General features: G+C 73.0%; 11 protein-coding genes. 5 read left to right on the plus strand and 6 right to left on the minus strand.

What is annotated here, in order from left to right:
• Positions 1-61 precede the first annotated feature (61 nt).
• Positions 62-259, plus strand: a complete 198-nt coding sequence (locus tag ACIRBX_RS24005; protein WP_402299287.1) for a hypothetical protein — start codon at positions 62-64, stop codon at positions 257-259.
• A 46-nt stretch (positions 260-305) separates the two neighbouring features.
• On the opposite strand, the gene metF is transcribed toward ACIRBX_RS24005, so the two are convergent.
• Complete coding sequence (metF, locus tag ACIRBX_RS24010) at positions 306-1,226, minus strand: methylenetetrahydrofolate reductase [NAD(P)H] (protein WP_402299289.1); 921 nt, start codon at positions 1,224-1,226, stop codon at positions 306-308.
• A 146-nt stretch (positions 1,227-1,372) separates the two neighbouring features.
• On the opposite strand from metF, the gene folP reads away from it, so the two are divergent.
• Both folP and ACIRBX_RS24020 read left to right on the plus strand, forming a co-directional pair.
• Positions 1,373-2,233, plus strand: coding sequence for a dihydropteroate synthase (gene folP / locus ACIRBX_RS24015; protein WP_402299291.1), 861 nt, complete (start codon positions 1,373-1,375; stop codon positions 2,231-2,233).
• An 83-nt stretch (positions 2,234-2,316) separates the two neighbouring features.
• Complete coding sequence (locus ACIRBX_RS24020) at positions 2,317-3,777, plus strand: short-chain fatty acyl-CoA regulator family protein (protein ID WP_402299293.1); 1,461 nt, start codon at positions 2,317-2,319, stop codon at positions 3,775-3,777.
• Between the two features lie 28 nt (positions 3,778-3,805).
• Here the strand turns inward: ACIRBX_RS24020 and ACIRBX_RS24025 are convergent, their stop codons facing one another.
• The 3 genes from ACIRBX_RS24025 to ACIRBX_RS24035 are packed head-to-tail and all read right to left on the minus strand — an operon-like array spanning position 3,806 to position 7,379.
• The gene (locus ACIRBX_RS24025) at positions 3,806-4,924 is read right to left on the minus strand and encodes a bifunctional 2-methylcitrate synthase/citrate synthase (RefSeq protein WP_402299295.1); all 1,119 of its coding nucleotides are present in this window, start codon (positions 4,922-4,924) and stop codon (positions 3,806-3,808) included.
• 20 nt (positions 4,925-4,944) lie between these two features.
• Complete coding sequence (gene prpB, locus ACIRBX_RS24030) at positions 4,945-5,850, minus strand: methylisocitrate lyase (RefSeq protein WP_402299297.1); 906 nt, start codon at positions 5,848-5,850, stop codon at positions 4,945-4,947.
• Positions 5,850-7,379 carry an MmgE/PrpD family protein gene (locus ACIRBX_RS24035; RefSeq protein WP_402299299.1) on the minus strand — a complete coding sequence of 510 codons (1,530 nt, stop codon included), beginning with the start codon at positions 7,377-7,379 and terminating at the stop codon, positions 5,850-5,852. The genes prpB and ACIRBX_RS24035 overlap by 1 nt, the downstream gene beginning before the upstream one ends.
• A 1,275-nt stretch (positions 7,380-8,654) precedes the next feature.
• On the opposite strand from ACIRBX_RS24035, the gene ACIRBX_RS24040 reads away from it, so the two are divergent.
• Together ACIRBX_RS24040 and ACIRBX_RS24045 are read left to right on the plus strand one after the other, a co-directional pair.
• The gene (locus ACIRBX_RS24040) at positions 8,655-9,638 is read left to right on the plus strand and encodes an RICIN domain-containing protein (protein ID WP_402299301.1); all 984 of its coding nucleotides are present in this window, start codon (positions 8,655-8,657) and stop codon (positions 9,636-9,638) included.
• 792 nt (positions 9,639-10,430) lie between these two features.
• A complete protein-coding gene (locus ACIRBX_RS24045) occupies positions 10,431-11,384 on the plus strand; it encodes a cobalamin-binding protein (RefSeq protein ID WP_402299303.1) in 954 nt (317 codons plus the stop codon).
• Here ACIRBX_RS24045 and ACIRBX_RS24050 read toward each other — a convergent pair.
• Both ACIRBX_RS24050 and ACIRBX_RS24055 read right to left on the minus strand, forming a co-directional pair.
• On the minus strand, positions 11,314-11,694 hold the full coding sequence (locus ACIRBX_RS24050) for a hypothetical protein (protein ID WP_402299305.1): 381 nt from the start codon (positions 11,692-11,694) through the stop codon (positions 11,314-11,316). The two genes, ACIRBX_RS24045 and ACIRBX_RS24050, sit on opposite strands and share 71 nt — an antisense overlap.
• 135 nt (positions 11,695-11,829) lie before the next feature.
• On the minus strand, positions 11,830-13,257 hold the full coding sequence (locus ACIRBX_RS24055; protein WP_402299876.1) for a hypothetical protein: 1,428 nt from the start codon (positions 13,255-13,257) through the stop codon (positions 11,830-11,832).
• Positions 13,258-13,274 lie beyond the last annotated feature (17 nt).

Consider the following 13,274-nt stretch of genomic DNA (forward strand, 5'->3'; position numbering starts at 1 on the left):
ACCGCACTGCCGGGGCTGCCGGGTGACCGGCGGCCCCGGCCCGGCAGACGGGAGACCGGGCATGGCGAAGAAGTCCGAACCGCTGCGGATACGGGTGGACGGGCAGGTGCTCGTCGCCGTCCCCGAGCGGGAGTACACCGCACTGCTGGTCAGTCGCCGGCAGGCCGGGGCACTGGCCGCGCGGGTCCGGATGCTCCAGCAGGCGCTCACCGAGGCACTGGCGGAGCCGGACCCACCGGACGGCGACCGGGTGGCGTGAGCCGGGGCCCACCCCTGACGAAGCGTCAGTGCGGTGGGCCCCGGGGTCACGCGGCGGCGGTGGGCAGGCCGAGGTTCTGGTAGATCTCGGTCGTGACCGTGGAGAAGTTCATGGTCATGAAATGCAGCCCCGGAACGCCTTCGGCGAGGAGCCGGCGGCACATCTCGGTGGCCTGCTCGATACCGGTGGCACGCACCGCGGCGGGGTCGTCCCGACGGTCGTTCATGCGCGCGGCGAATTCCTGCGGAATCGCCGCTGTACTCAGCTCGGGAATTCTGTTGAGCGACCGGATCGTGGTCACCGGCATGATTTCCGGAATCACCGGAATGTCGCATCCGGCCCGCTGGAGCCGGTCACGGAATCGGAGGTAACTGTCGACCTCGAAGAACATCTGGGTGATCGCGTAATCCGCACCGGCCCGCCACTTCTCCAGGAAGTGGCGGATCTCCGCGTCCCAGTCGGCCGAACGCGGGTGCATCTCCGGGAAGGCCGCCACCCCGACGCAGAAGTCGCCCGACTCCTTCACCAGCCGCACCAGGTCGGCGGCGTACTCGACCCCGTCGGGGTGCCGGGTCCACGGGCCCAGCGGGTCACCCGGCGGGTCGCCGCGCAGCGCCAGGACGTTGCGGACGCCCTGATCGGCGTAGTGGCCGAGGATGTTCCGCAGCTCGGCCACGCTGTGGTCGACGGCGGTCAGGTGGGCGGCGGGGGTGAGGGTGGTCTCCTGGGCGATGCGCCCGGTGACGTTGACCGTGCGCTCCCGGGTGGAGCCGCCGGCGCCGTAGGTCACCGACACGAAGGTCGGGGCCAGCGCCTCCAGCCGGCGGATCGCGTTCCACAGACCGGATTCGGCCTCGGCGTTGCGCGGGGGCATGAACTCGAACGAGAAGGAACGCCGTCCGGTCGCCAGCAGATCGTGTACGGTCGCCGCCCGGTCGGTGCGGACGGAGGGAGTTCCCAGTGTCATGGCGCGAGGCTATACGGAGGTCTGCATTTGCGTACCGAGGAGTCCACCCAGTGATACGGGATTGTCCGCTGGGGAATCCCCCGGTGTCCGCTCCGGGGTTCGAAAGGACGTATTCGGCCACCCGGCGGAGACGGCACAATGGTGGGATGGAAAGACAGAACCACGGCCTTCGCGGCCTTCCCGTCTGGGACCGCTGCGCGGTGATGGGAATCCTCAACGTCACACCCGACTCGTTCTCGGACGGCGGCAGCTGGCTGGACCCGGGCCGGGCAGTCGAGCACGGGCTCGCGCTGGCGGCCCGGGGCGCCGACATCGTGGACGTCGGTGGGGAGTCGACCCGCCCGGGCGCCCGCCGGGTGCCGCTCGCCGAGGAACTGGCCCGGGTCGTCCCGGTGGTGCGGGGGCTGGCCCGCCAGGGCGTGCTGGTGAGCATCGACACCATGCGGGCCGAGGTGGCCGAGGCGGCGGTGGATGCGGGCGCCCGGATCGTCAACGACGTCAGCGGCGGCCGGGCGGACGCGGGCATGGCGAAGGCGGTCGGGCGAGCCGGGGTGCCGTTCGTCCTCATGCACTGGCGCGGCCCGTCAGCGGGGATGGACGAGCTGGCCCGCTACCGGGACGTGGTCCCGGAGGTGGTCGCCGAGGTGGGACGGCAGCTGGAGGCGGTGGTGGCCGACGGGGTCGACCCGGACCAGGTGATCGTCGACCCCGGCCTCGGCTTCGCCAAGAGCCGCCCGGACGACTGGGCGCTGCTGGCCGCTCTCGACGCCTGGTCGGCACTCGGGCGGCCGGTGCTGGTCGGCCCCTCCCGCAAGCGCTTCCTCGGGGAGCTGCTGGCCGACCCGGCGACGGGGGAACTGCGGCCCGCCCGGCAGCGTGACGACGCGACGGCGGCCACCGCCGTGCTGGCGGCGGCGCAGGGCGCCTGGGCGGTGCGGGTGCACGAGGTGGGCGCGGTGGCGGACGCGGTGCGGGTCGCGGCGGCCGTGCGGAGAAACCGCAACTGACCTGCGGTTCTTGCGAATCGTGCGAACCGGCGACGGTGGTACCTTCGCCGGGTCCGGGTGACTGGGAGAGGAACGGTGGCACCATGACCCGTCCGGCCGGGCGGAAGGTCTTCGCCCATGCCAAGCTGCGCCGGCTGCGCCGCGAGCACGGCATGAACCAGGTCGAGCTGGCCCGGGAGCTGGGCATCTCCAGCAGCTACCTCAACCAGATCGAGCACAGCCAGCGCCCGCTCACCGCGGCCGTGCTGCTGCGGATCTCCGACGTGTTCGGGGTCGGCCCGGAGTTCTTCTCCGAGGCCGCCGAGGAGCGGCTGGGCACCGACCTGCGCACCGCGCTGGCCGACGAGGTCTGCGGCGGCACCGTGCCGGCCGAGGAGATCGCCGAGGTCAGCCGGGACCACCCCGAACTGGCCCGGGCGCTGGTCGCCCTGCACCGGAGCTACCGGGCGGCGGTGGCACGCGTCGCCGACCTCGACGAGTCCGGCAGCGGCAGCGACGCCGGGCTGCGGCCGGCCGAACCGCACGACGAGGTACGGGACTTCTTCTACGCCCACCACAACCACATCGCACCGCTGGACGAGGCCGCGGAGCGGGCCGCGCAGGAGCTCGCGACACCCACCGCCGGGCGCACCGCCGCCGCCCTGACCGCCCGGCTCGCCGAGCGGCACGGCGTCCGGGTGGCCGACGCCGACCCCCGCTGGAGCACCGACCTGCGGCACTTCGACCCGGCCACCGCCACCCTGCACCTGTCACCGTGGCTGACCGACGGCCGCCGCTCGTTCCAACTCGCCACCCAGCTGGCCCTGTTGGAGCACCGCCCGCTGCTCGACTCCCTGGTGGCGGCGGCCGAGCCCGACCTCACCTCCCCGCAGGCCGCCGCCCTGGTGCGGATCGGCCTGGCCACCTACTTCGCCGGCGCGCTGCTCATGCCCTACGGCGCCTTCCACGCCGCCGCCGAGGAGCTGCGCTACGACATCGACCTGCTCGGGGCACGCTTCGGCGTCGGCTTCGAGACGGTCTGCCACCGGCTGAGCACCCTCCAGCGCCCGGGCCGGCGCGGCGTGCCGTTCTCCTTCCTGCGCGCCGACCGGGCGGGCAACATCTCCAAGCGGCAGTCCGCCACCGACTTCCACTTCTCCCGCCTCGGCGGCACCTGCCCGCTCTGGACGGTCTACGAGGCGTTCTCCTCCCCCGGCCGGATCCTCACCCAGGTCGCCGAAATGCCCGACGGCAAGCGCTACTTCTGGATCGCCCGGACCGTCACCCACGGCGGCTACGGGCACCGCGCGCCACGCAGCGAGTTCGCCGTCGCGCTCGGCTGCGAACTGCGCCACGCCCACCGCCTGGTCTACGCGGAGGGCGTGGCGGTCGACGCCCCGGCCGCCGCGACGCCGATCGGGCTCGGCTGCCGGATCTGCGAACGCCGGGACTGCGCGCAGCGGGCCCGTCCGCCGGCCGGTGAGCGCCTGCTGGTCGACCCGGACCGGCGCGGCCGGGTCCCGTACGCCGTCCTCGGCGACGCCACGGGCCCGGCGGCCGGCTGAGTCGGGCCGGCGCGCCCGCCCGCTCCGCTCAGGCCGGGACGGGGCGTTGGGCCGGGCCGTCGTAGGCGGCGAGCGGGCGGATCAGCGCGTTGTGGGTGAGCTGCTCGGTGATGTGGGCGGTCCAGCCGGTGATCCGGCTCATCACGAACAGCGGGGTGAAGACCGGGGTGTCGAAGCCCATCAGGTGGTAGGCGAGGCCGGCGGGGTAGTCGAGGTTGGGGTGGATGCCCTTGCGTTCGACCATCGCCTCGCGCAGTGCGGTGTGCAGGGCGGCCAGCCGGGCGGTGTCGGGGTCGGTGCTGCGGGCGACGAGGTCGTCCAGGGCGGCCTGCATGATCGGGACGCGGGAGTCGCCGTCCTTGTAGACGCGGTGGCCGAAACCCATGATCCTGCGCCTGCCCGCCAGCGCCCGGTCGAGCCAGTCCGCCGCCGCCGAGGGCTCGTCGATCTCCTCCAGCATGTGCATCACCGCCTCGTTGGCACCGCCGTGCAGCGGGCCCTTGAGGGCGCCGATGGCGGCGGTGACGGCGCTGTAGAGGTCGGAGAGGGTGGAGGTGACCACCCGGGCGGTGAAGGTGGAGGCGTTGAAGCTGTGCTCGGCGTAGAGCACCAGGGAGACCTCGAAGCAGCGGACCACCTCGGGGGCGGGCACCGTGCCGAAGCACATGTGGAAGAAGTTGTCCGCGTAGCCGAGCGAGGGGTCCGGCGCGATCGGGGCCAGGCCCCGGCGGCGGCGCTGGTCGGCGGCCACCACCGTGGGCAGCCTGGCCAGCAGGGCGAGGGACTTGGCCTGGAGGGAGGCGGGGCGGCCGTCGTCCTCGGTCGGATCCTCCGCCCCGAACAGGCTCACGGCGGTGCGCAGCACGTCCATCGGGTGGCAGGTCTCGGGCAGCCGGGCCAGCAGCTCGGCGGTGCTGCGCCCGAGCGGGCGCAGTGCGCGCTCCCGGGCCTGGAAGTCCACCAGCTCGGTGGGGCTGGGGAGTTCGCCGTGCCAGAGCAGGTGGGTGGTCTCCTCGAAGGTGCGGTGGGCGGCCAACTCCTGGACGGGGTAGCCCCGGTAGGTCAGGGAGTTGGTCTCCTGGATCACGGTGGAGATCTCGGTGCTGTCGGCGACGACGCCGGCCAGGCCGCGGTGGATCTCGGTCATCAGGGGGTGCCTCCGGTGGGTCAGTGGCCGGGCGGGAGGGTGAAGTCGTGGACGGCCGAGTCGAAGGCCGTGTAGTCGGCGTAGCCGAGGAGTTCGTAGAGCCGGGAGCGGGTCTGCATCCGGGGCAGCAGGGACTCCTGGGTGCCCTCGGCGGCCAGGGTGCGCAGGCCGTCCTCGACCGCGCCCATCGCCAGGCGGAACAGCGTGACGGGGTAGAGCGCGATGTCGTAGCCGAGGTCGGCCAGGGTGCGGGCGTCGAGCAGCGGGCCCTTGCCGTACTCGGTCATGTTGGCGAGCAGGGGCACGTCCACCGCCTTGCGGAACGCCTCGAACTCCCGCTCGTCGGCCAGCGCTTCGGGGAAGACGGCGTCGGCTCCGGCGTCCACGTACGCCTTGGCGCGGTCGATCGCGGCGGCCAGGCCCTCGACCGCCCGGGCGTCGGTGCGGGCCATCAGCAGGAAGTCCGGATCGCGCCGTGCGTCCACGGCGGCCCGCAGCCGGCGCACCATCGCGTCGCGCTCCACCACCGTCTTGCCGTCCAGGTGGCCGCAGCGCTTGGGGTTGACCTGGTCCTCCAGGTGCAGGCCGGCCAGGCCGGCGTCCTCCATCAGCTGGACGGTGCGGGCCGCGTTCATCGGCTCGCCGAAGCCGGTGTCGGCGTCGACCAGCACCGGCAGGTCGGTGGCCCGGGTGGTCTGCTGGGCCCGGGCGGCGATCTCGGTGGCGGTGGTCAGGCCGATGTCCGGCAGGCCGAGGTCGGCGGCCAGGACGGCGCCGGAGAGGTAGGCGGCCTCGAAGCCGGTGTCCTGGATCAGCCGGGCGGAGAGCGGGTTGACCGCGCCGGGGACGGTCAACAGCCGCCCGGTGGCGAGGCGTTCGCGCAGGGCGCGGCGGCGCTGGGCGGGCGTGGTGCGGGTGTGCAGCATCAGAACAGGCCCTTCGGGAGGGTCGCGTCGAAGGCCCGGACGGCCTCGGTGTCCACGGCCGGGAAGAGCAGGTGCAGCTGACCGGCCGTCAGCTCGCCGAGCCCCTCGGCCGCCGCCAGGAAGCGGTCCCGGTCCGCGGGGCTGACGATCCCCTCGGTGAGGGTGGTGAACTTGGCCCGGTAGGCGGGCCGGTCGAACGGGCGGGCGCCGGCCGGGTGGGCGTCGGCGACGGCCAGCTCGTCCTCGACCACGGTGCCGTCCTCCAGGGTGACCACCACCCGGCCGCCGAACGCCCGCCGCTCCGGGTCGGGGTGGTGGTAGCGGCGGGTCCACTCGGCGTCCTCCACCGTGCTGACCTTCCGCCAGAGCGCGACCGTCTCGGGCCGGTTGGCGCGTTCGGGGGCGTAGGAGCGCTCGTGGTGCCAGCCGCCGTCCTCCAGGGCGACGGCCAGGATGTAGGGGATCGAGTGGTCCAGGGTCTCCCGGCTGGCGGCGGGGTCGTACTTCTGCGGGTCGTTCGCCCCGGAGCCGATCACCTGGTGGGTGTGGTGGCTGGTGTGCAGCACCACCGAGCGCACCCGCTCCAGCGGGCCCAGGCGGCCGCGCATCCGGCGGGCCAGGTCGATGACCGCCTGGGCCTGGTACTCGGCGGAGTGCTCCTTGGTGTAGGTGTCCAGGATCGCCCGGCGCGGCTCGCCCTCGGCGGGCAGCGAGACGGTGTAGGCCGAGTCGGGGCCGTCCAGCAGCCAAGCCAGGAAGCCGTCCTCGCCTTCGTAGACGGGCGAGGGCGAGCCCTCGCCGCGCATCGCCCGGTCCACCGCCTCGATCGCCGCCTTGCCCGCGAAGGCCGGGGCGAACGCCTTCCAGCTGGAGATCTCGCCCTTGCGGGACTGCCGGGTCGCGGTGGTGGTGTGCACCGCCTGTTGCACCGCCTGGTACGTCACCTCGGTCGGCAGCCCGAGCAGCGCGCCCAGCCCGCAGGCGGTGGCCGCGCTCAGGTGGGCCACGTGGTCGATCCGGTGGGCGTGCAGGCAGATGCCGCGCACCAGCGCCACGTGCACCTCGTAGGCGGCGGTGATCCCGCGCAGCAGGTCCGCGCCGCTACGGCCGGTGTGCTGGGCGACCGCCAGCAGCGGCGGGACGTTGTCGCCCGGGTGGGAGTAGTCGGCGGCCAGGAAGGTGTCGTGGAAGTCGAGTTCGCGCACCGCCGTGCCGTTGGCCCAGGCCGCCCACTCCGGGGAGACCCGCACCGTGCTGCCGAACACCGACCCGCCGGACACCGACCCGCCGCCGTCAGTGCCGGGGGCCGGGTGGGCGGTGGCCTGGGCCCGGGCCACCGCCACCGGGCGGCGCAGCAGCGAACCGACGGCGACGGACGCGTTGTCGATCACCCGGTTGGCCACCATCGCGGCCGGCTCGGCCTCCGGCTCGCCGGTGGCGGAGGCCACCGCCGCCAGCTTCCAGGCCAGTTGCTCCTCCCGGGGCAGGGCCTTCGCACTCGGGTGGACGCGGACACTGTGCTCGATCACGGGGCTCCTCGGTGAGATCACTGCGGACGGGCCGACGCCGTCCAGCATTCCCCCGCCCCCGTCCCCGGTCGAGCAGGCCACTGTGCGGATTCCGACCATCCCGGAGCTGCGAAGCTGCGGATCCTGCGAAGTCCCGGTGCGCCGCACCACCTCATGGCCGCAGCGCGCCGGGCCGCGAGCGACCCGAACCGGCAGCTCGCTTACCGTCGCCGGCGCCCACCGGTCGAACGCGCTGTCGCCTGGCTCCACACTCGCGCCGCCGCCCTCAACCTCCGGACCCTGATCAACCTCGGACTCACTCACAACGGCACCACTTGGCAGATCGGGGCCACCGCCTGACGGCAGCTGACCCGATCACACCAAGATCTTCGTCAGTCTTCCAAAGGTGGTCCCGCAAGGTGTGTGGGTGGACCGGTCCCGTGTGGCGTGGGGTGGGGCCGGTCCGGACGGATCGCGTCCCCTAGGTGGTGAGCGGGTATCCGAGCCTGGCGGCCACGAACTTGACTGGGAGGTCCCGGGCCTGGACACCAGCCGAGCGGCTCGTCAGGCCTGGGCTGCCGCAGGTGCGCTCGCCGAGCCGGGCGGTCGTCGGCCCGTGGGACGGCCGGCCTGCCGATTCAGTACGGGCCTTGAACAGGAAGCGCCCAAGGCCGACGCGAAGATCTGGAAGAACTCGTAGTGCAGCTTGGACGACGTGCTGGCGACGGCGTGGGGTCCACCCGTACGCGCCCGGGGCCGACCCTTCGTGACCTGTGGTGGCTCAAACCCCTGGCCACCGGGATTCAGGGGCGTCACCGGCTGCGTCAGGCCGAAGGCCGGCACTGCCGGCGGCACGTGAGTGCCGTCGTGGCGGGAACAGCGTGCGCGGTCGCCACAGGCAGGCGGCGGCCGGCGTTGCAGTCCGCCCGTCTGGTGGCGAGAACGGTGTCCGCGTTCGCGACGCTGGACGGCTTGGCCGCACGATGCCGGGACCGGGCCGACCTCTGCCCGAAGAGGCCCTCCCCCCTGCCCTGCCGGACCTGGACCGCCCAAGCCCCGAATGATGGAGTGCGGTCAGGTCAACACGGAGGGTTAACGTTCATGACAATTGCTTCTCGCCCACCATGGAAAAGCCGCTCGCGCCTGAAGGCGGCATTCTTCTTCGCTACCGCCCTGCTCCTTGCCTGCCCGCTCGCCCCTGTGGCCTCCGCTGCAACAGATGGCGCTTCATCCGCACCCGCATCCATAGTCCCGCTGACCCCGACGGCGGCCGCAGCGGCCAAGTCGCCCGCGCAGGTGGCCGAGGACTGCGCCGACCCGAGGCCCACGCAGGCCGGGGACATCATCTACTGGGACCCCGAGTGCTACCTCACCTTGAAGAGCAAGAAGCAAGTATGGGGCGAGGCCACCATGCCCGACACGCTCGGCAACGGGAAGAGCCCCATCGCCTACGGCTGCACCGGTAGCGGCAGCGTGAGCGTCGCCGGAACCAAGAGCTCCTCCGCCAGCTTCTCCTTCGGCCTCGACATCGGCGGGAAGAAGAAGTTCGGTGACTGGGAGGCCTCCGTCGGGCCCAAGCTCGGTTGGAGCTGGACCTGGAGCACCAGCGACACCCACACGCACACCGCCGCGGTCCCCCTGGGCAGCGTCGGCTGGATCGAGGTCAGGGAGCCGCTGATCGAGACGGTCGTCGACATCGATGCCCGCTACGACGGCAACAGGAACGAGCTCGTCAAGGACGCGGTCATCCGGGTGCCGGACACCAGCCGGTCCTTCGCCTGGTTGTATCAGAGCCGCAAGATGACCGACGCGGAGCTGAGGGACATCTGCGGACAGAACCCGCCGACCACCAAGACCTACGACATGTGGTCGGCCGGCAGCAAGGCTCCCTACAAGAACCTGCTGAGCGGCAAGTGCCTGGACATCGGCCCCACTGTCCCCAACGGCGGGCTCGTGGTGCAGCGCACCTGCGACGGCAAGGCCGCGCAGAAGTGGAACGCCGTCAAGGCGAGCAACGGCTACTTCACCATCCGCAACAACAACGGCTACTGCCTCACAGTCCCCTACAACAACGGCACCCCGCCCGGCCAGAACACCCAGCTCATGTGGTGGGGCTGCGAGACCCGCTTCGACTCGGGCAACCAGCTCTGGTCGGTCAACCCGACCAAGATCAGCGGTACCTACACCTTCTCCAACCAGTGGACGGGGCTCTGTCTCGCGCCGCACTCCAGTGAGATGACCAAGAACGGCGGCCGGGTGACCATCCGCAAGTGCACGTAGCGGGATCAGTCGGCCCCTCCTGTGGAGTCCTCTGCGGAGTGGAGAAGACTCCGCAGGAGGGGCCTCCAGGGCCGCTGCGGGGCGTCCGTTGTCCACTCCCCGATCGCGATGAGGGAACGGGCACCGGCCGGCACGGCCGAAGCTGCCACGCACAACTGAGGGAGCATCGGATACCGCCGCCCCCGCCGACTGCGTGGGTCGGGCACCCGGATCAGGAGGCGCCGCAGGTCAGCGGCATCCTGTCGGGTGACGGCGCGATTCTGGAGGGTCAGGTGTCCCGGCCCGGCGGGCACGGGCGGTGATGCTCGGGCAGGCACGGTCTCGCTCGGTTCTCATGGGTCTCGACAACCACATGATCGCCGGCACCGTGCCTGCACTGCGTTCCGGGGAACAACCGTCCCCAGAACGAGAGATGACACCACATCACAAGACCGGCGAACCGGACCGATCTCGAACATGCAATGCCCCTGGCGCCGGTCCGGAGGAGTCGCGTCCCCCTGAAGGGTGTCCCGCAAGGTGTGGGGCGGGGACCGGTCCCGTGTGGTGGGGTACGGGGCCGGCCCCCGGCGGGCTGCGCTCCAGTGCCGGGTCGAGGGCGCCGTGATGGCCGCGCCCACGTACTTGGCCTGGAGGTCACGGCCCTTCTCGTCGGAGTGCCGGTACACGGTGCCGGCTTGCCGAGGACTCCGGTGACCCGGGAGGTCTCCAGCAGGCCGCCGATGCCCCGACATCCTCGAACGCCTCGCCGGACATCCGAAGCGAATGCCCGACTCAGGACACTAGGCTCCGGGCATGCGGATCGTCTCCCTGCTCCCGGCCGCCACCGACATCCTCGCCGTCCTCGGCTTCGGCGACGCCCTGGTCGGGCGCACCCACGAGTGCGACTGGCCGCCCGCCACCGTCGCCGGAGTGCCGGTGGTGACCCGGGCGGAGTTCGACGGGGACCGGCTGACCAGCCGTGAGATCTCGCTGGCGGTGGGCGGGGCCGCGCACCGGGGGTCCTCGCTGTACACCCTGGACACCGACCGGATGGCGGAGCTGGCCCCCGAACTGGTGCTCACCCAGGACCTGTGCGACGTGTGCGCGGTCTCCTACACCGGCGTCTCCGAGGCGGTGCGGCTGCTCGACGGCGGGCCCAGGGTGCTGAGCCTGGAGCCCCGGACCCTGCCGGAGGTGCTCGACTGCCTGGAGCAGGTGGGCGCGGTGCTCGGCGTGCCCGAGCGCGCCGCCCGGGTCACGGCCGACCTCCGGGCCCGGCTCGACCGGGTGGCCGCCTCGGTGGCTGGCCGACCCAGCCCCCGGGTGGTGGCGGTCGAATGGCTCGACCCGCTCTGGCCCGCCGGGCACTGGGTGCCCGAGCAGATCGCCGTGGCCGGCGGCGAGGCGCTGCTCGCCCGGCCCGGCGAGCACACCCGCCCGATGGAGTGGACCGCCGTGCTGGAGGCCCGGCCCGAGGTCCTGCTGGTGCTGCCGTGCGGCTTCCCGCCCGAGCGCACCGAGCGTGAACTGCACCTGCTGACCGGCCTGCCCGGCTGGGCCGACCTCCCGGCGGTCCGGGACGGCCGGGTCTGGGTCCTGGACGGGCCCGCCCACTTCAACCGCCCCGGCCCCCGGGTGGTGCGCGGCGCCGAGGTGCTGGCCCACGTCCTGCACGGCGTCACCAGCGGCGAGCCGGTCACGGCCGCCGAGGCCCGCCCGGTGCCGACCGCCCGGCCGCAGGGTACGGACGGGCCCGTCGGCGGCTGAGCCGGGCCAGCAGCAGGACGGTGGCCACCGCCGCCAGGACGAACAGGACGGTGTTGACCACCACTCCGGCCGCCGTCAGCCAGCCGGCCTCCGCACCGTCCGGCCCCGTGGTCCGGGCGAACAGCCCGCCGACACCGGTCAGCAGTCCGCGCGCCACGTACACCCCCACCAGCGCGGCGACCCCGGCCGGCAGGGTCAGCACCACTGCGGCGAGGTAACACCGGGTGTCCTCCCGCAGACCGCCCAGCCCGGCCAGCACCCCCACCAGGGCCACGTACGCTGCCGCCGCCCACACCCACCGACCCGTCACCGCTGCCTCCCGCCCCACCGCGTCCGGCCTTCCGTCGGCACCATACTCCCGCCCCTCGGCACGGCCGTCACCACCGGATCGCCCCCCCGGGGGCCGACGCGCCTGAGCCCGCCGGCCCCGGAGGAGGCATGACCGTCAACTGCCGTAGCGGAGCGAGACGGTGTCGCCGAGCTTGACCACGGTGGCCCGGGTGGCGGCCGTGGCGGTGGCGCCGTCCAGGCTGACCTGCCAGGTCGAACCGCCGCCGTTGGTCGTGCCGTTGAGCTCGGTGACGGTGCCGCTACCGCTGGACGGGGTGGCCGAGGTGACGCAGCCGGCCGGAGTGGCGGAGGCCGCCGCGTCGAGCACCGCGCCGAGGGTCGTGGTGGTGCCGGTCGGGGTCAGGGTGACGGCGCAGACCTTCGGGGTACCGGTGCCCGCGTCGACCACCAGCGCCAGCCGGGCGGCGGTGCCGGCGGTGAAGGCGGCGGTGGAGACCCAGGTCGGGGCGCCGGCCGTGACGGGGGTGGGCGGGGTGGCGGTGAAGCCGCCGCCGGCCACCGCGCGCAGGCCGTCGACCGAGGCGTAGGCGGACGGGACGGTGTCGGTGGAGAGGTACTTGAAGCCGCCACCGGGCTTGAACTGCTGGGCGATCAGGAAGTCGACCGGGGTCTTGCCGCTGCTGAAGGTGAAGTCCGCGCTCTGCGCGCCGATGCCGCAGGCGTTCAGGCCGGAGACGGCCCAGCCGTTGGAGTCGGTGTTGGCGCCGTACATCGAGTTGAAGGCGCCCGAGGCGATCAGCTTGCCCTTGAGGAAGTTCTTGGCGGCCACGATCGCGGTGTCGGTGTTCGGCACCCCGGCGCTGCACAGCGAGGCCATCGCGGCGCCGGTCATGTCGATGTCGCTGCCCTGGGCGAGGGCGGTCGGATTGCCCGCCGCCTTGCTGAAGTTCCAGCCGCCGTCGTTGTGCTGGTTGGCCCGGACGGCGGTGACGGAGGCGTCCAGCAGGGCCTGCGGGACGCGCTTGGTGCCGCCCTGGGTCTTCGCGCCGCTGAGCGCGAGCAGGCCGAAGACGGTGCCGTTGAAGTTGGCGGACGGGCCGTAGTAGCCGGGCTCGGCGGTCTGCCAGTAGGCGACCAGGTCGGCGATCAGGTTCCGGGCCGGGCCGACCCGGGCCGGATCGATGCCCGCCGCATAGGAGTTGAGGATGCCGCGCTCGTAGTCGGTGACCACGGGCGAGGCGCTCGGCCAGGTGGCGGCGGCGAGTTGGTTGCGGTAGACGGTGCGGGCGTTCTTCGTCGCGTCGCCGCCCGGGGTGACGTCGACGGCGGCGGTGCCGGCCGCTGCGAGGGCGCTGAAGGCCCACTCGTTGGAGAGGCCGCCGCCGGTGACGTAGGAACCGTCCGCCGCCTGGAGGGACTTGAGGTAGCTGACGCCGGTGGTCTTGGAGGTGGCGATCTGGGCGGGGGTCGCGGTCGCCCCCGCCGGGACGGCGGAGAACAGCAGTGCTCCGGCCGCGAGCGCGACCACGGTGGCACAGGTACGGGAGGTGGGCTGGAAGGGCACGGTCCGACTCCTCGGCAGGGGGCGCCGGTCCGTCC

The sequence above is a fragment of the Kitasatospora sp. NPDC096147 genome, assembly GCF_044763225.1.
In the GTDB taxonomy this organism is placed as follows: Bacteria; Actinomycetota; Actinomycetes; order Streptomycetales; family Streptomycetaceae; genus Kitasatospora.